Consider the following 21664-nt stretch of genomic DNA (forward strand, 5'->3'; position numbering starts at 1 on the left):
AGGCCGGCATCAGTACTTCTTGATGTCTGCCTGGGTTTCCAGCTGCTTGCGGTACGCCGCGAAGTCCTGCTGGCCGATACGGGAAGCGAGGAAGCGACGGTATTGCGCCTTTTCTTCGTCCGTAGGCGCTGCCGCTTCGTTGACGCCGTTCAAGCGCACGATCACCAGGCTGCCATCGCGCAGGGTCACGGTGGTGAAGGTCGGCTTGTCCTTGGCCGCAGGCTTGGGCATGCGGAACAGGGCTTGCAGCACGGCCGGGTCGATGGATTCCTGACCACGGGTCGCCGCTTCGGTGACCTTCCAGGCTTGGCCGTCGATCGGCTGGTCCAACGCGGTCTTGCCGTCGCGCAGGCTGGCGATCAACTCGTCAGCATGGGCCTTGGCAGCAGCACTCGCGCGCTCCTTGGTCATCTGTGTGCGAATGGCGGCCTCGACCTTCTCGAGCGGCAGTTGGGCCGGCTTGAGATGCTCCTTGGCACGCAGCACGATGATGGTTTCCGGGTCCAGTTCGATGGCGCTGCTGTTGGCACCTTCATCCAGCACTTCCGGGCTGAATGCGGCGGTGACCACGGCACGGTTGGCCGCGACACCTTCGCCACCTTCGCGGCCAAATGGCGCGGAGGTGTGCACGGTCAGCTTCAAGTCAGAAGCCGGCTGGGCCAGGTCGGACGCTTCAAATGCCGCATCTTCCAATTGCTTGGTCGCTTCGACAAACCGCTGTTCTACCTGCTGGGTCTTGAGCTCGCGGGTCAGCTTGTCTTTCAGGCTGGCGAACGATGGCACCTCAGGTGCTTCAACGCCCAGCAACTTGATCAAGTGCCAACCGAAAGCGCTGCGCACCGGCGCCGATACCTGGTCTTGCTTCAAGCCGTACAGGGCGGTTTCGAAATCAGGATCGTAAACGCCCGGACCGGCAAAGCCCAGGTCACCACCATTGTTGGCCGAACCTGGATCCTGGGAGAACTCCTTGGCCAGGGCTTCGAACTTCTCACCCTTGGCCAGGCGCGCCTGGATCTCTTCGATCTTGGCCTTGGCTTGCGCCTCGGTGACCTTGTCGTTGACTTCAATCAGGATGTGCGCGGCACGACGCTGTTCAGCGAGGTTGGCAGTTTCCTTCTCGTAGGCAGCCTGCAGCTCATCGTCCTTGACGGTGACCTGGTCGAAGAACGACGACTTCTTCAGTTCCAGATAGTCGATGACCACTTGGTCCGGAGTCATGAACTCCTTGGCGTGCTGGTCGTAGTAAGCCTTGACCTCGTCATCGGTGAGTTTCACCGTCGCAGGGTCAGCCATGATATTGACGGTGGCGAAATCGCGGGTCTGCTTTTCCAGACGGGCAAATGCCAGCACCTCGGCGTCGGTCACGAAACCGCTGCCGGCGATACCTGCGCGAACCTGGCCGATCAGCATTTCCTGAGTCAGCATCTGACGGAATTGCATACGGCTGTAGCCCAGCTGACGGATCACCTGGTCAAAGCGTTCGGCGCTGAACTTGCCGTCCACCTGGAATTCCGGCGTCTGCAGGATCACCTGGTCCAGTGCCGCTTCCGAGAAGCCGAACTTGGAATCCGCAGCGCCTTGCAGCAGCAGCTTGCGATCGATCAGGCCCTTGAGGGCGGCGTCGCGCAACAGTTTTTCGTCCAGCAGGGAAGCGTCGAAATCCTTGCCCAGCTGTTGCATCAGCTGGCGCCGTTGCATGTCGACAGCCTGGCTCAATTCGGTCTGGGTGATTTCCTCACCGTTGACCTTGGCCACGTCCTGCTTGTTGTTACCCGAAGCCTGGAAAATAGCCTCGATACCGGTGAACGCCATCAATGCGACGATGATCCCGATAATGGTCTTGGCAATCCAGCCTTGTGAATTGTCCCTGATATTTTGCAGCATGCGTCCCCCAGAAACGGTTGAACTTCAAATTTAGGCAACCGTGGAGCGTGGGTAGAGTCCGGATAGAAGAAAGGCGCATCCGAGGATGCGCCTTCTCGTAACTGGCGGAGCGGACGGGGGTTAGAACCCACACCCCCGGCATGGCGACCCAATGGATATGTGGGTCAGCTGCCGCTCCGCTGCCAGGCCAGACCTGCGTCTAACCCGGGTAGGTAAGGCAAGAACGAAGCTTAGTTAACCGCTTCTTTCAGGGCTTTACCGGCTTTGAAACCTGGTTTCTTGGCAGCAGCGATTTGCAGTGCTTTACCGGTCTGTGGGTTACGGCCAGTGCGAGCTGGGCGATCGGTCACAGAGAAAGTACCGAAGCCTACCAGTACCACGGAGTCGCCGGCCTTCAGAGCGCCAGTGACGGATTCGATTACTGCGTCCAGCGCACGGCCAGCAGCAGCTTTCGGGATATCAGCGGATGCGGCGATAGCATCAATCAGTTCCGACTTGTTCACTCTAAGTCCCCTTATATATCTATTGAGTATGATTCTAAGTTTTTTGGTAAAAGCAAAAACCAGTGCTGAATGGCCTACAGACACTTAAGAGCCGCTTTATAACAAGGGCTCTAAAAAGCTGTCAAGGAAGCCCCCAGGCTTTAACACATTAATGCGTGCTAATTCTTTCCTTGGAATCGGACTCGCGTTTTTCGTCCTTCGCGACTATCTCCGGAGCCACATCCGGCAAGGGCTCCGGCGCGTATTGCAGCGCAATTTGCAGGACCTCGTCAATCCATTTAACCGGTTTAATCTGAAGATCCTGCTTGATATTGTCAGGAATTTCCTTCAAATCGCGAACATTCTCTTCAGGAATGATCACCGTCTTGATTCCACCCCGGTGTGCGGCGAGTAATTTCTCTTTCAGACCACCGATCGCCAATACCTGGCCACGCAGGGTAATTTCCCCGGTCATTGCTACATCGGCGCGCACAGGAATGCCGGTCAATGCCGACACCAGAGCCGTGCACATGCCTACGCCAGCGCTGGGGCCGTCCTTCGGGGTCGCCCCTTCCGGCATATGGATGTGGGTGTCGTGCTTCTCGTGGAAGTCCAGGGGGATGCCCAGGCTGCGGGCGCGACTACGCACCACGGTCTGCGCGGCCGTAATGGATTCGACCATCACGTCACCCAGGGAGCCGGTCTTGATCAATTGGCCTTTGCCCGGAATCACCGCAGCTTCGATGGTCAGCAACTCGCCACCCACCTGGGTCCACGCCAGGCCAGTCACCTGCCCGACCTGATCCTGCTGCTCGGCCAGGCCGTAGCGGAATTTCTTCACGCCCAGGAAGTGTTCCAGGGAGTCGGCAACGACCTTCACCGAGAAGCGTTTTTCCAGGGCATGTTCCTTGACCGCCTTACGGCAGATCTTCGCAATCTGGCGTTCGAGGCCCCGCACGCCGGCCTCGCGGGTGTAGTAACGCACGATGTCGCGGATCGCCTCGACGTCAAATTCGATCTCGCCCTTCTTCAGGCCGTTGGCTGAAATCTGCTTGGGCGCGAGGTATTTCACCGCGATGTTGATCTTCTCGTCTTCGGTGTAGCCCGGCAGACGAATCACCTCCATCCGGTCCAGCAACGCTGGTGGAATGTTCATGGAGTTGGAGGTGCACAGGAACATTACGTCGGACAGGTCGTAGTCGACTTCCAGGTAATGGTCGTTGAAATTGTGATTCTGCTCTGGATCGAGCACCTCGAGCAACGCCGACGCCGGGTCGCCACGCATGTCGCTGCCCATTTTGTCGATCTCATCGAGCAGGAACAGCGGGTTGCGCACACCCACTTTTGTCATCTTTTGAATCAATCTTCCTGGCATCGAACCGATGTAGGTACGGCGATGACCACGGATTTCCGCCTCGTCACGCACCCCGCCCAAGGCCATACGCACAAACTTACGGTTGGTGGCGCTGGCAATCGACTCCGCCAGGGAGGTTTTACCTACACCTGGAGGACCGACCAGGCACAACACCGGGCCGCGGATTTTCTTTACGCGCTTTTGTACGGCGAGGTACTCGAGGATGCGTTCCTTGACCTCTTCGAGGCCGTAGTGGTCGGCATCGAGGATCTCTTCAGCACGGGCCAGGTCCAGACGCACCTTGGTCTGGGCCTTCCACGGCACCTGTACCAGCCAATCAATGTAGGAGCGCACAACGGTGGCTTCGGCCGACATCGGTGACATCTGCTTGAGCTTGTTCAGCTCAGCGGTGGCCTTGGTCAATGCGTCTTTCGGCAGGCCAGCGGCGTCGATACGTTTTTTCAGCTCTTCGATTTCGTTGTGGCCTTCCTCACCGTCACCGAGCTCTTTCTGAATGGCCTTCATCTGCTCATTCAGGTAGTACTCGCGCTGGCTGCGCTCCATTTGTTTCTTCACACGTCCACGGATGCGCTTCTCGACCTGCAACAGGTCGATTTCACCATCCAGCAGCGCCAGCACATGTTCGACACGCGCCGGCAAATCAATGATTTCGAGGATGTCTTGCTTCTGCTCGATTTTCAGCGCCATGTGCGCAGCCATGGTATCGACCAGGCGGCTTGGCTCATCAATGCTGTTGAGGGAAGACAGGACTTCAGCCGGGACTTTCTTGCCCAACTGCACATACTGCTCGAACTGCGAGAGCAGGCTGCGCACAAACACCTCGGATTCGCGCTCCGGGGCTTCGAGCTCTTCAATCAGCGCCACTTCGGCGCGCAGGTGACCATCCACCTCCATGAAACGCTCTACCGCGCCGCGCTGCTCGCCTTCCACCAGCACCTTGACCGTGCCATCAGGCAGCTTGAGCAATTGCAGTACAGTCGCAACGGTGCCGACACGATACAGGGCGTCTTCGCCCGGATCATCATCAGCAGGATTCTTCTGGGCCAACAGCAGGATTTGCTTGTCGCCCGTCATCGCGGCCTCGAGGGCTTCGATAGACTTCTCGCGCCCCACAAACAGCGGGATAACCATGTGCGGATAGACGACGACATCACGCAACGGCAGGAGAGGCAATTCGATGGTTGTCTTCATGATTTCGCCTCTATGACAGTTGAAAAGTAAGCTTGAAACCAAGATGGGGGTTCGATGCAAAAAAAACAAGCTCAATGCCAGCAGTTAAACGCATGAATAAACGCGAATTTAACCGCTACTCAGAGAATGCGCCCCAAAAAACAAGGGGCCCCTGAAGGCCCCTTGCTTGTACTGCGACTGCTTGACGCTTACGCGTCTGGCGCAGCCTTGGCAGCCGGCTCACTGTTTTCGTAGATATACAGTGGCTTGGACTTGCCTTCAATAACGCTTTCGTCGATCACCACTTTACTCACCTCGGACTGCGAGGGGATTTCGTACATGGTATCGAGCAGCACGCCTTCAAGAATCGAACGCAGGCCTCGCGCACCGGTCTTGCGCTCCAGTGCCCGCTTGGCCACCGACTTGAGTGCGTCAGTACGGAACTCGAGGTCTACGCCTTCCATCTCGAACAACTTGGCGTATTGCTTGGTCAGGGCGTTTTTCGGCTCGGTGAGAATCTGAATCAGAGCAGCCTCATCCAGCTCGTCCAACGTGGCCAGGACCGGCAGACGGCCAACGAATTCCGGGATCAGACCGAACTTGACCAAATCATCAGGTTCGACTTCACGCAGGGACTCGCCCACCTTCTTGCCTTCTTCCTTGCTGCGCACTTCTGCGCCAAAACCAATGCCGCCACGGGTGGAGCGTTGCTGGATAACCTTCTCCAGCCCCGAAAACGCACCGCCACAGATGAACAGGATGTTACGCGTATCAACCTGAAGGAATTCCTGCTGCGGGTGCTTGCGGCCGCCTTGGGGCGGTACGGAAGCAACCGTGCCTTCGATCAGTTTCAACAGGGCCTGCTGCACGCCTTCACCGGAAACATCCCGGGTAATCGACGGGTTGTCGGACTTGCGCGAAATCTTGTCGATTTCGTCGATGTAGACAATACCCATCTGGGCCTTCTCTACGTCGTAGTCGCATTTCTGCAGCAGTTTCTGAATGATGTTCTCGACATCCTCACCCACGTAGCCAGCCTCGGTGAGGGTGGTGGCGTCGGCAATGGTGAACGGAACGTTCAACAGGCGAGCGAGGGTTTCTGCAAGCAGGGTTTTACCCGAGCCTGTAGGACCGATCAGCAAGATGTTGCTCTTGCCGAGCTCAACTTCGTCGCCTTTCTTGTCACGCTGGTTCAGGCGCTTGTAGTGGTTGTACACCGCTACGGCCAGAACCTTCTTTGCACGCTCTTGACCAATCACATACTGGTCAAGGATGCCGCTGATTTCTTTAGGCGAAGGTAATTTATGCGCGCTGCTCTCGGCCTGGGCTTCCTGCACCTCCTCGCGGATGATGTCATTGCACAGGTCGACGCATTCGTCGCAGATAAACACCGAGGGGCCGGCAATCAATTTGCGTACTTCATGCTGGCTTTTGCCACAGAAGGAGCAATAGAGCAGCTTGCCGTTGTCCTCGCCGTTGCGGGTGTCAGTCATTCGTTCGATCCAAATCCGATAGGCTTGCAACACAAGATGAAGGCTTATGCGGGCTTTTTCAAGCCCGCCAGTGGTCGGACATGCCGACCAGCCCTATTTTGAGCGGCTTAATTAAGCGGGGCGCTTGTCGATCACTGCGTCGATCAACCCGTATTCTTTCGCGGCTTCAGCGCTCATGAAATTGTCACGGTTGGTATCGCGCTCGATTTCTTCCAGGGTGCGCCCGCTGTGCTTGGCCATCAGCGTGTTGAGACGCTCGCGAATGAAGAGGATTTCCTTGGCGTGGATTTCGATATCCGACGCCTGGCCCTGGAAACCGCCCAGTGGCTGGTGAATCATCACACGCGAGTTCGGCAGGCAGTAACGCTTGCCCTCGGCACCTGCGGTCAGCAGGAACGCGCCCATGCTGCAGGCCTGGCCGATACAGGTGGTCGACACGTTTGGCTTGATGAACTGCATGGTGTCGTAGATCGACATGCCCGCGGTCACCGAACCACCCGGCGAGTTGATGTAGAGATGGATGTCCTTGTCCGGGTTTTCCGCTTCAAGGAACAGCAGTTGCGCACAGATCAGGTTGGCCATGTAGTCCTCTACCGGGCCCACCAGAAAGATCACTCGCTCCTTGAGCAGGCGCGAGTAGATGTCGTAGGCGCGTTCGCCACGAGCGGACTGCTCGACAACCATCGGGACCAGGCCGCCTGCGGCCTGGATATCAGAGTTCTGCTGAATATAGGAATTACGGAACATGCTCTGCAGTTACTCCCAAATAGTCATGTCTTGAAAACGCATAAGCCAGCGCGAGGCTGGCTTATGGTTGAATTTCCAACGAGTTGGACAATCAGTCGGCTTGTGCTGCTTCCGCCGGTTTGACTGCTTCTTCGTAAGAGACCGCTTTATCGGTCACCTTAGCCTTCTGCAGAACAGTATCCACAACTTGTTCTTCCAGCACAACCGAACGTACTTCGTTCAGTTGCTGGTCATTCTTGTAGTACCAAGCCACGACCTGCTCAGGCTCCTGGTAGGCGGAAGCCATTTCCTGAATCATTTCGCGAACACGGTCTTCGTCTGGCTTGAGGTCGAACTGCTTGACCACTTCGGCCACGATCAGGCCCAGCACAACGCGGCGCTTGGCTTGCTCTTCGAACAACTCGGCCGGCAGCTGGTCAGGCTTGATGTTGCCACCAAACTGCTGCACAGCTTGTACGCGCAGGCGATCCACTTCGTTGGACAGCAGCGCCTTAGGCACTTCGATCGGGTTGGCGGCCAGCAGACCGTCCATGACTTGGTTCTTGACCTTGGACTTGATCGCCTGGCGCAGTTCACGCTCCATGTTCTTGCGAACTTCGGTGCGGAAGCCTTCGATGCCGGTTTCCTTGATACCGAACTGAGCGAAGAATTCTTCATTCAGTTCTGGCAGCTTAGGCTCGGAAACGCTGTTGACGGTCACGGTGAACTCGGCGGCTTTGCCAGCCAGGTCCAGGTTCTGGTAGTCCGCAGGGAAAGTCAGGTTCAGCACGCGCTCTTCGCCGGCCTTGGCGCCCACCAGGCCGTCTTCGAAACCCGGGATCATGCGGTTGGAACCCAGTACCAGCTGGGTGCCCTTGGCCGAGCCACCAGCGAAGACTTCGCCGTCAACCTTGCCAACGAAATCGATGTTCAGCTGGTCTTCGTTCTGGGCAGCGCGGTCGGCCACTTCAAAACGGGTGTTCTGCTTGCGCAGGATTTCCAGCATGTTGTCCAGGTCCGAGTCAGCCACTTCGGCGCTCAGGCGCTCGATGGCGATACCGTCGAAACCGGCCACTTCGAACTCTGGGAACACTTCGAATACGGCAACGTATTCCAGGTCCTTGCCCGCTTCCAGGGACTTAGGCTCGATCGAAGGCGAGCCAGCCGGGTTCAGCTTCTGCTCGACAACAGCCTCGTAGAAGGAAGACTGGATCACGTCACCCACAGCTTCCTGGCGTGCATCAGCACCAAAACGACGCTTGATTTCGCTCATCGGCACTTTGCCTGGACGGAAACCAGCGATCTTGGCCTTCTGGGCAGTCTGCTGCAGACGCTTGTTGACCGCAGTCTCGATACGCTCTGCCGGCACGGTGATGCTCATGCGGCGCTCGAGAGCAGTAGTATTTTCAACAGAAACTTGCATGGATATTCCTCGTTGCACAGACATTAGCCGGCCATTTCCGACCCCAATCAAGGGCATGCATTCTAGTGGGTCAAACTCAAGAAGTCACCCTACTGAGAATACACCGGGAAACCGCCGGCAATTTATCGGTACGAAGGCACTGAAGTACCTCGCCCCGGTGACAAATACCGCCAATTGCGCCAGGGCTCTGCGCCGCCTCTTTATATATAGAAGGCGAAGCCGTTCATCTCCCTGACGGCCCGCCCTGCGAACAGAGTGGGCAGGCAGCGCGGCATCATCGAGATACACAAATACGATGAAACGCCCTGCCGATGCGGCCCAGTACCTGCGACCGCCGAAATATTCAAACCGCTGAAACCAAAAAAGGCGCCAGACTGTTAAATCTGGCGCCTTTCGAATATGGGGTGGACGAAGGGGATCGAACCCTCGACAACGGGAGTCACAATCCCGTGCTCTACCAACTGAGCTACGCCCACCATATTGCGTTAACAAAGAAACCAAACCACTTCTTCTTTGTCGAGCCCTACTGACCTGACGGCCGAGTAAAGCTTAATTGGTGCGGATGAAGAGACTCGAACTCTTACGCCTCGCGGCGCTGGAACCTAAATCCAGTGTGTCTACCAATTCCACCACATCCGCGCTTGAAGCTCTTAAAGCAAAGGCGCCAGATGATTAATCTGGCGCCTTTCAAAATATGGGGTGGACGAAGGGGATCGAACCCTCGACAACGGGAGTCACAATCCCGTGCTCTACCAACTGAGCTACGCCCACCATATAGCGCTACTTGTGCCAAAGCTGCCTAATGGCGCACCCGGCAGGACTCGAACCTGCGACCATCCGCTTAGAAGGCGGATGCTCTATCCAGCTGAGCTACGGGCGCCTTATTAATCTGTACTCTTTAAGGATTACAAACTAAGTGCTTCCAGCCTTGCAGGACAACTATTCTGCTTGACCTTCTTAACCAGTGCTAGGCTGTGCCCGACAAGTGCGACGAATAGTATAGAGACCCCGGAAACCCGTCAAATCTTTTTTGAAAAAAACTGATTTTATTTAAGGGGTTAGGGCAATTTGCAGACCAAGCGCCTTTGCCCTGGCGACTTGGCGTGCGAGAATGCGCGCACTTTTCCTCCCCCTCTTGATGGTTAATCACGCGTAATGACTGCACAACTTATCGATGGCAAATCAATCGCCGCCAGCCTGCGCCAGCAGATCGCCAAACGAGTCTTCGAGCGTAGCCAGCACGGCCTGCGCACTCCGGGACTCGCGGTGATCCTGGTCGGCAGCGATCCTGCCTCTCAGGTTTATGTCTCGCACAAGCGTAAAGACTGTGAAGAGGTCGGCTTTATATCCAAGGCCTATGACTTGCCTTGCGAGACTACCCAGCAGGCCCTTACCGACCTGATCGACTGCCTCAACGAAGACCCGGCGATCGATGGCATCCTGCTCCAATTGCCATTGCCCGAGCATCTGGACGCCTCCAAGCTGCTGGAGCGTATCCGCCCGGACAAAGACGTCGACGGTTTTCACCCTTATAACGTCGGCCGCCTGGCCCAACGCATCCCGCTGCTGCGCCCCTGCACGCCCAAAGGCATCATGACCCTGCTGGAAAGCACCGGTGTCGACCTGTACGGACTCGATGCCGTTATTGTCGGCGCATCCAATATTGTCGGTCGCCCGATGGCCATGGAGCTGCTGCTGGCCGGTTGCACCGTGACCGTCACTCACCGCTTCACCAAGGATCTGGCCGGCCACGTCGCCTGCGCCGATCTGGTAGTGGTGGCCGCCGGCAAGCCGGGCTTGGTGAAAGGCGAGTGGATCAAGGAAGGCGCCATCGTCATCGACGTGGGCATCAACCGCCAGGACGACGGCAAGTTGGTCGGCGACGTGGTGTATGAAACCGCCCTGCCCCGCGCCGGCTGGATTACGCCGGTACCCGGCGGTGTCGGCCCGATGACCCGGGCCTGCCTGCTGGAAAATACCCTGTACGCTGCGGAAACCCTGCACGGTTAATAACCAAGCGTAATGAAGAAGCCCTGCCTTATCGCGGGGCTTTTTATTGCCTGCAAAAAAACTGTTTTTTGTTAGTTTTTAAGCACTTTCGTCTGGTTCTAGAAGAACATTCGACAGTTCTTCATCCATACTCCTAAAATGTAACGCCATTTATCATAAAACCCGTTCCCAGACGGTATTTCTTACTTTTTAGCGAGTTCATCCGCGTGAAAATTCGTCTCTCTATTGTCAGCCTGTTTTTCGCTTTCACAGGCACCTTCGCCCACGCCGCCGAATCCACCCTGGCCCCGCGTGACGCCTCCAAGCTGCAGATCGCCTCCGGCAGCGCCATGCTGGTGGATCTGCAAACCAACAAGGTCATTTATTCCAGCAACCCCGACGTGGTGGTGCCTATCGCCTCGGTGAGCAAGCTGATGACCGGCCTGATCGTCCTCGAAGCCAAGCAGAACATGGACGAATACATCGACATCAACATCACCGATACGCCCGAGATGAAAGGCGTGTTCTCGCGGGTAAAGATCGGCAGCCAGATGCCACGCAAGGAGATGCTGCTGATCGCGCTGATGTCCTCGGAAAACCGCGCTGCGGCAAGCCTTGCCCACCACTATCCGGGGGGCTACGCGGCCTTCATCGCGGCAATGAACGCCAAGGCCAAGTCCTTGGGCATGACCAGCACCCACTATGTTGAGCCCACTGGCCTGTCGATCCATAACGTGTCGACCGCCCGCGACCTGAGCAAGCTGCTGGCCTATGCGCGCAAGTTCCCGATGCTCAGCCAGTTGAGCACCACCAAGGAAAAGACCGTGGCGTTCCGCAAGCCCAACTACACCCTGGGTTTTTCCAACACCGACCACCTGATCAACCGCGCCAACTGGGACATCAAGCTGACCAAGACCGGCTTTACCAACCAGGCCGGGCATTGCCTGGTGCTGGTAACCAGCATGGGCAACCGCCCGGTTTCGCTGGTGATCCTGGATGCCTTTGGCAAGTTCACCCATTTTGCCGACGCCAGCCGCATTCGCAGTTGGGTCGAGACCGGCAAAGGCGGCGCGGTGCCGGACGTGGCGTTGCGCTACAAGGCTGACAAGAATCTGAAGAATCGGGGGAATGCGGTAGAGGTTCGCCGCTAACCTCGCCCGCATTACTGAAGCACCGCAAACCAAATGTGGGAGGGGGCTTGCTCCCGATAGCAGTGTGCCAGGCTATAAAACTTATCCTGGTAGACCGCTATCGGGAGCAAGCCCCCTCCCACTTTTTATTTGCGCTCTGCCAGGACCTTGAGCGCCTGGGCTGCTGCTTGCTCCTGCCCCGCCTGGCCCGTTGCATTCGCCGCATCACGCCAGCGCTGCGCATCCACAGCGGCCGGCAACTGGCTCGGCCGCTGAGTCAGGATGGCCCAGTGCCCCGCACTCTTCCACGCCGACTCGAAGTCGCTGAACCCCATGGTCAATCGGCGCTCGTTCCCAGAACGCAGCAACACCGTACTCTTCTGCTGGTTGAACCCCACCACCACGACATAGCGCGCCCCGGACCAGAAGCTGGAGTTGATTCGGGCCATTACCGGGTAACCGGCCGCCACCTGCGCAAGCAGCGCAGTCAGCTTGGCATCCAGCGGGTAGACCATCAGCCCGTATTCACGGGCCAGTACCTGCATGTTGCGTTCAAGACCCGCCTCAGCGCCCGGAAGACGCAGCGGCTTATCCAAAAGCCCGGGTGTCATGACAATGCCTTGTTGCGACAGCATGCTGGCCAATGCCGTAGGACCGCTCTGATAAGCCTCGCTGCGGAAGGTCGGCACGCCGTTGAGCTCAACGCGCTCCGGCAGGCCAGGCAGTTTCGACGACTGGCTGGAACAGGCCCCGAGCCCCAGGGCAACAGCCAGCAGAAAGGATGTTCTAACGTTCGACCGTGTGCGCAATTTTTTGACTCTCTTGATCAACTGCCGGTAAAGGCCCCGATCATAGCCCAATCGCGCTTTCTCTATCCTGTAGGAGCGAGCTTGCTCGCGAAAAACTTGCAGGCGCCGCGTTTACTCAGGAAGCCCGCGTCATCGTTGAAATTTTTCGCGAGCAAGCTCGCTCTTACAGTGGACCGCGCAAGACCGTACATCTATAGCTGACCAGCGCAGTAAAGCGCGGCTGATAGAGCAAACAAGTTGGACAGACTCGACCATTGGTCAATAGCAGGCAACCGCCATGTAGCTAGACTGTCCATTGAGAAGACTGTGTGTGCCCCAAGGGGCGAAAGGAGGCCCGAATGAGCCTTGCTACGACGATTTTCCTGTTGATCTGTGGTTGGCTGGCGGTCGCCGCCGCCATGCTGTGGGGCGTAATGCGCGTGACCCGCAGGCATCATCACCCCCACGTCAAACCCGCAGCCCCCGCCAAGCCTCCCAAGGCGACAGCGCATCACGCCTAGCCGGGCATGCAATTGAAGTCCTGGGTCGCCGCGATTTCCTTGCCGTGCCCATCCTCGAGGGTCGCACGCACGGTGGTGCCCAGGCTCGACTCCACCAGAGTGTAGTGTTCGCCCGCCTTGAAATGCTTGTACTCGATCCGGCCCTGGCAATCCTGCTGGTTGTCGTCGCCTGGCTCCTCTTCAAATAACGTCACGTCCAGGCGATGGTCCCCCGGGGTCACTTCAAAATAGCGGCCATCATCCACGCGCTTGCCGTCGACCCGTTCGGCCATCAGGTCATTCGGCGCTTCTTCCTTCAAGCCGATCCAGGCTTCGCTGGGGTCCGCCTTGGGGATTGGGCCGGCGCAGGCAGCTAGCAACAATACAACGCCAAGTGCGGGAATCAACATCAGTGGTTTAAGTGACATGGCAGGGCTCCAAAGGCATCAAAAAAGGGTGTATCCGATGGCTGACAAGCTTGATCAGCCCGCCTTTGTAGAACAAATGAATACATATGAAAGGATCTTCAGCCGTTAACTAAATCTTCCTTCACCTGGCTGAAAGGTGCGTGTTAGGTGGGTCGGGCAAGACTGCCGGGGTTTGCAACCCTGCTTTTCTCGGAGACTCACGCATGCTCGGGCTGGTAAAGACCGCACTGCAAAAGCCGTACACGTTCATCGTGTTGGCCATATTCATCTGCATCATCGGGCCCATGGCGGCCTTGCGTACACCTACTGACGTGTTCCCCGATATCGGTATACCGGTGGTCGCCGTGGTCTGGCAGTACAACGGCCTGTCCCCGGACGCCATGGCCGGGCGGGTGATCTACACCTATGAACGTTCCTTGAGCACCACCGTCAACGACATCGAACATATCGAATCGCAATCGTTGCCCGGCATGGGCATCGTCAAGATCTTCTTCCAGCCGGGGGTCGATATCCGCACCGCCAACGCCCAGGTCACGGCGGTGTCACAAACCGTGCTCAAGCAGATGCCGCCTGGCATTACCCCACCGCTGATCCTCAACTACAGCGCCTCCACGGTGCCGATCCTGCAAATGGCGTTCTCCAGCCCCAGCCTGTCGGAAGCCAGGATCCGCGACCTGGTGCAGAACAATATCCGCCTGCCCCTGAGCGCCCTGCCCGGCCTGGCCATGCCCACGCCGATGGGCGGCAAGCAACGGCAGATCACCCTCGACCTTGACCCACAGGCCCTGGCCGCCAAAGGCTTGTCGGCCCAGGACGTGGGCAATGCCCTGGCGTTGCAGAACCAGATCATCCCGGTGGGCACCGCCAAACTCGGCCCCAACGAATACACAATTTTGCTCAACAACAGCCCCAAGGCGATCGATGAGCTCAACGACCTGCCGATCAAGACCGTCGATGGTGCGCTGATCACCATCGGCCAAGTGGCCCACGTGCGCGACGGCTCACCACCCCAGACCAACATCGTGCGCGTCGACGGTCATCGCGCAGTACTGATGCCGGCACTGAAAAACGGCAGCATCTCGACCCTGTCGATCATCGACGGCATCCGCCAGATGCTGCCGCGCATCAACGAAACCCTGCCGCCTTCACTGAAAACCTCGCTGCTGGGTGACGCTTCGGTGTTCGTCAAGCAATCGGTGGGCAGTGTGGCCCAGGAAGGCATCATCGCCGCGTTGCTGACCAGCGCGATGATCCTGCTGTTCCTCGGCAGCTGGCGCTCGACCCTGATCATTGCCGCATCGATTCCCCTGGCGGTACTGTCGGCCATTGCGCTGCTGGCGGTCAGCGGGCAAACCCTCAACGTGATGACCCTCGGCGGGCTGGCGTTGGCTGTGGGGATCCTGGTGGACGACGCCACGGTGACCATCGAAAACATCAACTGGCACCTGGAACAAGGCAAGGCGGTGAAGACTGCGATCCTCGACGGTGCCGCACAAATCGTCGGCCCGGCGTTCGTCTCGCTGCTGTGCATCTGCATCGTGTTCGTGCCGATGTTCTTGCTGCAAGGCATCGCCGGTTACCTGTTCCGGCCGATGGCCCTGGCGGTGATCTTTGCCATGGCCAGCTCGTTCATCTTGTCGCGCACCCTGGTGCCGACGCTGGCGATGTTTCTGCTCAAGCCGCACACACCGGAGTCGGGCGTTGGGCATCATCCTGAAGATGAGTTCATCAACCACCATGAAGGCGAGCAGCACAAGCAGCCGCGCAATGCCGCGCTGCAAGCCATGTTGAATTTCCAACAAGGTTTCGAGCGCCACTTCTCGAATATCCGCGACACCTACCATGGCTTGCTGACGTTGGCCCTGGGTCATCGCAAGCGCTTTATCGTGGGTTTTCTGGCCTGTGTACTCGCGTCCTTCCTGCTACTGCCAAGCCTGGGTCAGGACTTTTTCCCGGCCACCGATGCAGGAGCCCTGGCGCTGCACGTGCGCTTGCCGCTGGGCACGCGCATCGAGGAAAGCGCCGCGGCCTTTGACCGCATTGAAGCGCGGATCCGTGAAGTGATCCCCGCCGAAGAACTGGACACCATCGTCGACAATATCGGCATCCCGCTCAGCGGCATCGACATGGCCTACAGCAGCAGCGGCACCATCGGCCCGCAGGATGGGGACATCCAGGTCACCCTGAAAAAAGACCATGCGCCCACCGCCGACTACGTGAAAAAACTGCGTGAAGCCCTGCCACAAAGTTTCCCCGGCAGCCACTTCGCCTTCCTGCCGGCCGACATCAGCAGCCAGATCCTCAACTTCGGCGCGCCGGCCCCGCTGGATGTAAAAATCTCCGGGCGCAGCGATGCAGAAAACCGCGCCTACGCCGTGGAACTGGAGCGGCGTCTGCGACATGTGCCGGGCATCGCCGACCTGCGCATCCAGCAGTCCACCGGCTATCCATCGTTGCAGGTGAATGTCGACCGCATGCGCGCCAATGGTCTGGGCATCACCGAGCGCGACGTCACCAACAGCATGGTCGCCTCCCTCGCTGGCAGCTCGCAAACCGCACCGACCTTCTGGCTTAACCCGGCCAATGGCGTGTCCTATTCCATCGTTGCTGCCACCCCGCAATACCGCCTCGACAGCTTGCCGTCCCTGGAAGCGCTACCCGTGACCGGCGCCGATGGCCAGTCGCAGATCCTTGGCGGCGTGGCCACCATTTCCCGTGTGCAAAGCCCGGCGGTGGTCACCCACTACAACATCGAACCGACCCTGGACCTGTATGCCAACGTACAAGGCCGCGACCTCGGTGGCGTCGCCCGCGACGTGCAAAAAGTCCTGGATGACACCGCCGCCATGCGCCCCAAGGGCGCGACGATCAGCCTGCATGGGCAGATCGATGCGCTGCATGAGGCGTTCAGTGGCTTGAGTTTCGGTTTGCTCGGCGCGGTGGTGCTGATCTATCTGCTGATCGTGGTCAATTTCCAATCCTGGGCCGACCCCTTTGTGATCATCACGGCCTTGCCGGCTGCACTGGCGGGCATCGTGTGGATGCTGTTCCTCAGTGGCACCTCATTGTCGGTGCCGGCCCTTACCGGAGCCATCTTGTGCATGGGCGTGGCCACCGCCAACTCGATCCTGGTGGTGAGCTTCTGCCGTGAACGCCTGGCCGAACATGGCGATGCATTGAAGGCGGCGCTGGAAGCTGGCTACACACGCTTCCGCCCGGTGTGCATGACCGCCCTGGCGATGATCATCGGCATGCTGCCCCTGGCGATTTCCGAAGAGCAGAACGCCCCGCTCGGCCGCGCGGTCATCGGCGGCCTGATCTTCGCCACCCTCGCCACCCTGTTGTTTGTTCCCGTGGTCTTCAGCCTGGTCCACGGTCGTCACCCTACTCGCGCTGCAGCTGGAGAAACCGCACATGTCGTCTGATCAAAAACCCTCGCGCAAGCGTCTGATGCTCATGGGTGCCGGCGGCCTGACGTTGGCCGCCCTGTTGGTCGCCAGCGGCCTGCACGCCCGCACGCTGCACAAACAATCGGTCACTGCCTGGACCGAGGCCGCCGCCATCCCCCAAGTGATGGTGTTTCAACCCAAGCAGAACGCCGCCGGCGATACCCTGCGCCTGCCCGCGCACCTCGAGGCCTGGAGCAAGGCGCCGATTCATGCGCGGGTCAGCGGCTACTTGAAGGACTGGAAAGTCGACATCGGCAGCCAGGTCCAGGCCGGGCAGATCCTCGCCGAAATCGACAGCCCCGACCTTGATCAACAACTGGCCCAGGCCCATGCGCGGCTGATCCAACAACAAGCGAATGCGCGCCTGGCCGCCACCAGCGCGACCCGTTGGCAAAACCTGCTGGCCAGCCACTCGGTATCGCGCCAGGAGGCCGATGAAAAAACCTCCAACGCCGCGGCGGCCAAGGCCAACGCCCAGGCCGCCGCTGCCGACTATGCGCGACTGTCGGCGCTGGAAAGCTACAAGACCATTCGGGCGCCATTCGCCGGCACTATTACTGCGCGCAACACCGATATCGGCCAGTTGATCAAGGCCGATACCGACAGCGACCCGGAGCTGTTCAACATTGCCGACACTCACCAGTTGCGCTTGTATGTGCCGGTGCCGCAGAACTATGCAGCAGTGATCCATCCTGGCCTGGAAGCCGAGCTGAGCGTGCCCGAACACCCCGGCGAGCACTTCAAGGCGCGCCTGATCGGTGACTCCACCGCCATCGACCGCCGCTCCGGCACCCTGCTCGCCCAGTTCGTCGCCGACAACCCGAACGGCGAGTTGCTGCCCGGCGATTACGCCGAAGCCACCCTGCCGATTCCGGCCGATACCCATGGCGTCAGCATTCCGGCCAGCGCCTTGATCTTCCGCGCCCAGGGCACCCAGGTTGCGGTGCTCGACAAGCACAATCATGTGCACTTGCAAGCCATTCATATCGGCCTCGACCTGGGCGAACGCCTGGTGATCGACCAAGGCCTGAAGCCCGCCGACCGCATCATCGACAACCCGCCTGACGCCCTGCGCGAAGGCGACTCGGTGCAACTGGCTGACGCCTCCGGAGGTGCCCATGCGCCCAAGGCTTAAACCCCTCGCCGCTCTGATACTGCTGGCATTGCAGGGGTGCTCGATGGCGCCCACCTACACAATTCCGAGGGTGGACCTGCCGACTCATTACCGCGAACAGACCAGCGACGGCCCGTGGCACAGCGCACAACCGTCCGATCAATTGGCGCCAGAATGGTGGAAGCGCTACAACGACCCAACCCTGGATAACCTGCAACAGCGCCTACTCGAGGCCAACCCGGACCTGGCGGCAGCGCTGGCGCATTTCGATGCGTCCCAGGCGTATGCCAGCCAGTTGCATGCCGGCCTGTTCCCGCAAATCACCGCCAGTGCACAACCGCTGCGCCAGCGACAATCGGATTCGCGACCGTTGCGCGGCAGCACGCAGCCGTCGGTGTACAACAGCAACACTGCTGGCTTTTCCCTGAGCTATGACCTCGACCTGTGGGGCAAAGTCCGCAACCAAGTGGCTGCGGGGGATGCCCAGGCGCAAGCGAGCGCCGATGACCTGGCGGTGGCGCGATTGAGCCTTCAACACCAATTGGCCAGCTTGTATGTGCAGCTCAACGGGTTGGATGCACAGGGCCGGATACTCGACAGCTCACTGGAGGATTTCAGCCAGGCGCTACAACTGACCCGCAGCCGTTATGAAGGCCAGATCGCTTCGGAGCTGGACCTGACACGCGCGCAAAACCAACTGGCGCAAGCCAAGGCCGAACGCGATGAAGTGCGCGGGCAGCGCAACCTGACCGAACATGCCATTGGTGAATTGGTGGGGGTGGCGGCCAGCGATTTTTCATTGCCGCCCAGCCCGCAGTTGCTTACGTTGCCAGGGGTTCCGTCGCAGTTGCCGAGCCACCTGCTGCAACGCCGCCCGGATATCGCCGCGGCGGAACGGCGGGTGTTTGCGGCCAACGCGAATATCGGCGTGGCCAAGGCCGCGTGGTATCCGGATTTCAACCTGACGGGGTTGATGGGCGGGCAAACCCAAGGCGTGGGTAACCTGCTGTCGGCAGGCAATCGCTATTGGGCGCTGGGACCGCTGGTGAATCTGCCAATCTTTGATGGCGGCCGGTTGAGTGCCAACGAACGCCAGGCCGAGGCCGAGTTTGAAGAGGCCTCGGCGCAGTACCGTAGTCAGGTGTTGAAAGCCGTGAGAGAGGTCGAAGATAACCTGGGCCAGCTGAGGGATTTGCAGCAGCAAGCGCAGGATGAACAAGCGGCGGCGGATGCAGCACGGCATACCCAAGCACTGGCGATGAACAGCTATCAGGCCGGAGCGGTGAGTTACCTGGATGTGGTCACCGCGCAGACGGCAGCGTTGCAGGCGCAGCGGACATTGCAGGCGGTGCAGACGCGGCAGTTGCAGGCGAGTGTGGGACTTGTGACCGCACTCGGCGGCGGCTGGCAGCCAGGGGCCTGACATCATTCTACGACCTAGCACAGCCCTAAATGTGGGAGGGGGCTTGCTCCCGATTGCGGTATTTCAAACACTGCATCATTGACTGACCGACCGTCATCGGGAGCAAGCCCCCTCCCACATTGGTTCTGCGCCAGACACACAATGTATGAACATCGCGGAACTCATGTGGGAGGGGGCTTGCCCCCGATTGCGCCCTTCCAGACACATCCGGCCAAAAGCCTGCCCAGCAGCTTCTTGCTCTGCGACCTAGCCTCTCTAGATACATCTGAGAGGGCCAGGGAATGGCAGATTTACCCGCTTCACACCGCCTGCGCATCGGTCGATTCAGCGAGCCGAATCGCATCTACCTCATCACCACCAACACCCATGAACGCCTACCGATATTCAACAACTTCCATCTCGGGCGCCTGGTGGTCTGGCAATTTCGCATCGCCCAGTACCAAGGGCTGGCGAAGTCTCTGGCATGGGTGATCATGCCCGACCACTTTCATTGGATCATCGAGCTACGAAAAGGCTCGCTGGCGGATTTGATGTGTCAGGTGAAATCGAAAAGCACGCGCACCGTGAATGGTGCAAGCGGCCGTAAGGGGCGGTTATGGCAGGAGAGCTTCCACGACCGTGCCCTGCGCAAGGAAGATGACTTGGTGAAAATGGCCCGGTATGTGGTGGCCAATCCATTGCGAGCGGGGTTGGTCGAGCGGATTGGCGACTACCCTCTGTGGGATGCCATCTGGGTATAACTTCAAATACAGTTCAAATGTGGGAGGGGGCTTGCTCCCGATAGCGGTGGTTCAGTTAATACACACGTACCTGACACACCGCTATCGGGAGCAAGCCCCCTCCCACATTTTTACCGCGTTTCAGGCCGCCAGCTTGCCACTGGCAATGGCTGCTGATGCAGCCACCATCGCACGCAACAACACCGCACACCCCGCCGCCAAATCATCCGGTGCGGCGTTCTCGATTTCGTTATGGCTGATACCACCTTCACACGGCACGAAGATCATCCCCGCCGGGCCCAGTTCGGCGACGAAGATCGCGTCGTGCCCTGCCCCGCTGACGATATCCATGTTCGACAGGCCCAGGCTGTTGGCCGCATCGCGCACGGCATCGACGCAGCCTTTGTCAAAGTACAGCGGCGGGAAATCGGCGGTGGGTTCCATCTCGTAAGTCAACCCATGTTTGGCACAGGTGTCATCGATCACCTGGCGTACCTGGGCAATCATCGAATCCAACCGCGCAGGCTCCAGGTGACGAAAGTCGAGGGTCATGCGCACTTCACCGGGAATTACGTTGCGCGAGCCCGGATACGCCTGCAGGCAACCCACGGTGCCGCATGCATGCGGCTGGTGCCCCAGCGCGGCCGCATTCACCGCTGCCACCACCGCTGCCGCGCCCACCAGGGCATCCTTGCGCAGGTGCATGGGCGTCGGCCCCGCATGGGCTTCCACGCCACGCAGTTTCAGGTCGAACCACTTCTGCCCGAGGGCGCCGAGGACCACACCGATGGTTTTCTTTTCATCTTCCAGGATCGGCCCCTGTTCGATATGGGCTTCAAAATACGCGCCAACCTTATGCCCGCTCTCAGGGCGTGTGCCCGCGTAGCCAATGGCGTTCAACGCCTCACCCACGCTGACGCCATCCACATCGACCTTGGCCAAGGTCTCGGCCAGGCTGAATTTCTTGGCGAACACCCCGGAGCCCATCATGCACGGCGGGAAGCGTGAGCCTTCTTCGTTGGTCCACACCACCACTTCCAATGGCGCCTCGGTTTCGATCTTTAGATCATTGAGCGTGCGCAGCACCTCCACGCCGGCCAACACACCAAAACATCCGTCGAACTTGCCGCCGGTGGGCTGGGTGTCGATGTGGCTGCCGGTCATCACCGGGGGCAGGTCGGGATTACGGCCCGGGCGGCGGGCGAAGATATTGCCGATGCCGTCGACGGTCACGGTGCAACCGGCCGCTTCGCACCACTGCACGAAGAGGTCGCGGGCCTTGCGGTCGAGGTCGGTAAGGGCCAGGCGACACACCCCGCCCTTGGGGGTGGCGCCGAGTTTGGCCAGGTCCATCAGCGACTGCCACAAACGGTCGCGGTTGATGTGCTGATGGGTCGATTGCAGAACGTCGATGGCAGCGTTCATGGGGATCTCCTCAGTCTGTATTTCTTATGATTGCAACAGGTGGAACGCGGTCCAAATGTGGGAGGGGGCTTGCTCCCGATTGCGGTGGGCCAGTCACACATGCATTGGCTGAATGACTGCTATCGGGAGCAAGACCGTCCCACATT

General features: G+C 59.2%; 16 protein-coding genes and 4 tRNA genes. 7 read left to right on the top strand and 13 right to left on the bottom strand.

All coding sequences use genetic code 11. The features are described from left to right. Window positions 1-9 precede the first annotated feature (9 nt). The 10 genes from KVH01_RS18795 to KVH01_RS18840 all read right to left on the bottom strand — a co-directional run bounded on the left by KVH01_RS18795 (window position 10) and on the right by KVH01_RS18840 (window position 9433). Entirely contained in the window at window positions 10-1884 is a 1875-nt protein-coding gene (locus tag KVH01_RS18795) for a SurA N-terminal domain-containing protein (protein WP_217882424.1), read from the bottom strand. Between the two features lie 230 nt (window positions 1885-2114). Then, on the bottom strand, window positions 2115-2387 hold the full coding sequence (locus KVH01_RS18800; protein WP_003174819.1) for an HU family DNA-binding protein: 273 nt from the start codon (window positions 2385-2387) through the stop codon (window positions 2115-2117). Window positions 2388-2535: 148 nt separating this feature from the next. Then, window positions 2536-4932, bottom strand: a complete 2397-nt coding sequence (gene lon / locus KVH01_RS18805; RefSeq protein ID WP_043048705.1) for an endopeptidase La — start codon at window positions 4930-4932, stop codon at window positions 2536-2538. Window positions 4933-5120: 188 nt separating this feature from the next. Beyond that, the gene (gene clpX, locus KVH01_RS18810) at window positions 5121-6404 is read right to left on the bottom strand and encodes an ATP-dependent Clp protease ATP-binding subunit ClpX (protein ID WP_017136464.1); all 1284 of its coding nucleotides are present in this window, start codon (window positions 6402-6404) and stop codon (window positions 5121-5123) included. A gap of 111 nt (window positions 6405-6515) precedes the next feature. Beyond that, the gene (gene clpP / locus KVH01_RS18815; protein ID WP_057025225.1) at window positions 6516-7151 is read right to left on the bottom strand and encodes an ATP-dependent Clp endopeptidase proteolytic subunit ClpP; all 636 of its coding nucleotides are present in this window, start codon (window positions 7149-7151) and stop codon (window positions 6516-6518) included. A gap of 91 nt (window positions 7152-7242) precedes the next feature. After that, window positions 7243-8553, bottom strand: a complete 1311-nt coding sequence (gene tig, locus KVH01_RS18820) for a trigger factor (protein ID WP_124378521.1) — start codon at window positions 8551-8553, stop codon at window positions 7243-7245. A 400-nt stretch (window positions 8554-8953) separates the two neighbouring features. Beyond that, window positions 8954-9029: transfer RNA gene (locus KVH01_RS18825), tRNA-His, on the bottom strand. 78 nt (window positions 9030-9107) lie between these two features. Continuing rightward, window positions 9108-9192: transfer RNA gene (locus KVH01_RS18830), tRNA-Leu, on the bottom strand. 56 nt (window positions 9193-9248) lie between these two features. Next, window positions 9249-9324: transfer RNA gene (locus tag KVH01_RS18835), tRNA-His, on the bottom strand. Between the two features lie 32 nt (window positions 9325-9356). Then, window positions 9357-9433: transfer RNA gene (locus KVH01_RS18840), tRNA-Arg, on the bottom strand. Between the two features lie 275 nt (window positions 9434-9708). Here KVH01_RS18840 and folD point away from each other — a divergent pair. Beyond that, window positions 9709-10563, top strand: coding sequence for a bifunctional methylenetetrahydrofolate dehydrogenase/methenyltetrahydrofolate cyclohydrolase FolD (folD, locus tag KVH01_RS18845; RefSeq protein ID WP_217882425.1), 855 nt, complete (start codon window positions 9709-9711; stop codon window positions 10561-10563). A gap of 206 nt (window positions 10564-10769) precedes the next feature. Beyond that, the gene (gene pbpG / locus KVH01_RS18850) at window positions 10770-11693 is read left to right on the top strand and encodes a D-alanyl-D-alanine endopeptidase (protein WP_043048710.1); all 924 of its coding nucleotides are present in this window, start codon (window positions 10770-10772) and stop codon (window positions 11691-11693) included. 125 nt (window positions 11694-11818) lie between these two features. Here pbpG and KVH01_RS18855 read toward each other — a convergent pair whose 3' ends face one another. Beyond that, on the bottom strand, window positions 11819-12481 hold the full coding sequence (locus KVH01_RS18855) for a peptidase C39 family protein (RefSeq protein WP_217882426.1): 663 nt from the start codon (window positions 12479-12481) through the stop codon (window positions 11819-11821). A gap of 338 nt (window positions 12482-12819) precedes the next feature. Here KVH01_RS18855 and KVH01_RS18860 point away from each other — a divergent pair, with 338 nt between their 5' ends. Continuing rightward, a complete protein-coding gene (locus KVH01_RS18860) occupies window positions 12820-12981 on the top strand; it encodes a hypothetical protein (RefSeq protein ID WP_005789305.1) in 162 nt (53 codons plus the stop codon). On the opposite strand, the gene KVH01_RS18865 is transcribed toward KVH01_RS18860, so the two are convergent. Then, complete coding sequence (locus KVH01_RS18865; protein WP_217882427.1) at window positions 12978-13388, bottom strand: PA0061/PA0062 family lipoprotein; 411 nt, start codon at window positions 13386-13388, stop codon at window positions 12978-12980. The genes KVH01_RS18860 and KVH01_RS18865 overlap by 4 nt on opposite strands. Before the next feature lie 203 nt (window positions 13389-13591). Between KVH01_RS18865 and KVH01_RS18870 the strand changes: the two genes are divergently transcribed. The 4 genes from KVH01_RS18870 (at window position 13592) to KVH01_RS18885 (ending at window position 20114) form a co-directional block, all read left to right on the top strand. Continuing rightward, on the top strand, window positions 13592-16813 hold the full coding sequence (locus tag KVH01_RS18870; RefSeq protein ID WP_217882428.1) for an efflux RND transporter permease subunit: 3222 nt from the start codon (window positions 13592-13594) through the stop codon (window positions 16811-16813). Next, window positions 16803-17972: an efflux RND transporter periplasmic adaptor subunit gene (locus KVH01_RS18875; RefSeq protein ID WP_217882429.1), complete on the top strand. Its 1170-nt coding sequence runs from the start codon at window positions 16803-16805 to the stop codon at window positions 17970-17972. Before KVH01_RS18870 ends, KVH01_RS18875 begins: the two co-directional genes overlap by 11 nt. Next, window positions 17956-19374 (top strand): efflux transporter outer membrane subunit, encoded by a 1419-nt coding sequence (locus KVH01_RS18880; protein WP_217882430.1) that lies wholly within the window; start codon window positions 17956-17958, stop codon window positions 19372-19374. The genes KVH01_RS18875 and KVH01_RS18880 overlap by 17 nt, the downstream gene beginning before the upstream one ends. Window positions 19375-19655: 281 nt before the next feature. Further along, window positions 19656-20114: an REP-associated tyrosine transposase gene (locus tag KVH01_RS18885; RefSeq protein WP_217882431.1), complete on the top strand. Its 459-nt coding sequence runs from the start codon at window positions 19656-19658 to the stop codon at window positions 20112-20114. Between the two features lie 120 nt (window positions 20115-20234). On the opposite strand, the gene KVH01_RS18890 is transcribed toward KVH01_RS18885, so the two are convergent. Further along, window positions 20235-21518, bottom strand: coding sequence for a Zn-dependent hydrolase (locus KVH01_RS18890; protein ID WP_043048719.1), 1284 nt, complete (start codon window positions 21516-21518; stop codon window positions 20235-20237). Between the last annotated feature and the right edge of the window lie 146 nt (window positions 21519-21664).

This window comes from Pseudomonas khavaziana, assembly GCF_019145205.1.
Classification (GTDB): Bacteria; Pseudomonadota; Gammaproteobacteria; order Pseudomonadales; family Pseudomonadaceae; genus Aquipseudomonas; species Aquipseudomonas khavaziana.

Bases quoted from the DNA above. Each gene is read 5' to 3' on its own strand.
- clpP (WP_057025225.1), bottom strand. From the start codon at position 7,151: ATGTTCCGTAATTCCTATATTCAGCAGAACTCTGATATCCAGGCCGCA.
- KVH01_RS18875 (WP_217882429.1), top strand. From the start codon at position 16,803: ATGTCGTCTGATCAAAAACCCTCGCGCAAGCGTCTGATGCTCATGGGT.
- KVH01_RS18890 (WP_043048719.1), bottom strand. From the start codon at position 21,518: ATGAACGCTGCCATCGACGTTCTGCAATCGACCCATCAGCACATCAAC.
- KVH01_RS18880 (WP_217882430.1), top strand. From the start codon at position 17,956: ATGCGCCCAAGGCTTAAACCCCTCGCCGCTCTGATACTGCTGGCATTG.
- folD (WP_217882425.1), top strand. From the start codon at position 9,709: ATGACTGCACAACTTATCGATGGCAAATCAATCGCCGCCAGCCTGCGC.
- KVH01_RS18885 (WP_217882431.1), top strand. From the start codon at position 19,656: ATGGCAGATTTACCCGCTTCACACCGCCTGCGCATCGGTCGATTCAGC.
- KVH01_RS18870 (WP_217882428.1), top strand. From the start codon at position 13,592: ATGCTCGGGCTGGTAAAGACCGCACTGCAAAAGCCGTACACGTTCATC.
- lon (WP_043048705.1), bottom strand. From the start codon at position 4,932: ATGAAGACAACCATCGAATTGCCTCTCCTGCCGTTGCGTGATGTCGTC.
- tig (WP_124378521.1), bottom strand. From the start codon at position 8,553: ATGCAAGTTTCTGTTGAAAATACTACTGCTCTCGAGCGCCGCATGAGC.
- KVH01_RS18865 (WP_217882427.1), bottom strand. From the start codon at position 13,388: ATGTCACTTAAACCACTGATGTTGATTCCCGCACTTGGCGTTGTATTG.
- clpX (WP_017136464.1), bottom strand. From the start codon at position 6,404: ATGACTGACACCCGCAACGGCGAGGACAACGGCAAGCTGCTCTATTGC.
- KVH01_RS18795 (WP_217882424.1), bottom strand. From the start codon at position 1,884: ATGCTGCAAAATATCAGGGACAATTCACAAGGCTGGATTGCCAAGACC.
- KVH01_RS18860 (WP_005789305.1), top strand. From the start codon at position 12,820: ATGAGCCTTGCTACGACGATTTTCCTGTTGATCTGTGGTTGGCTGGCG.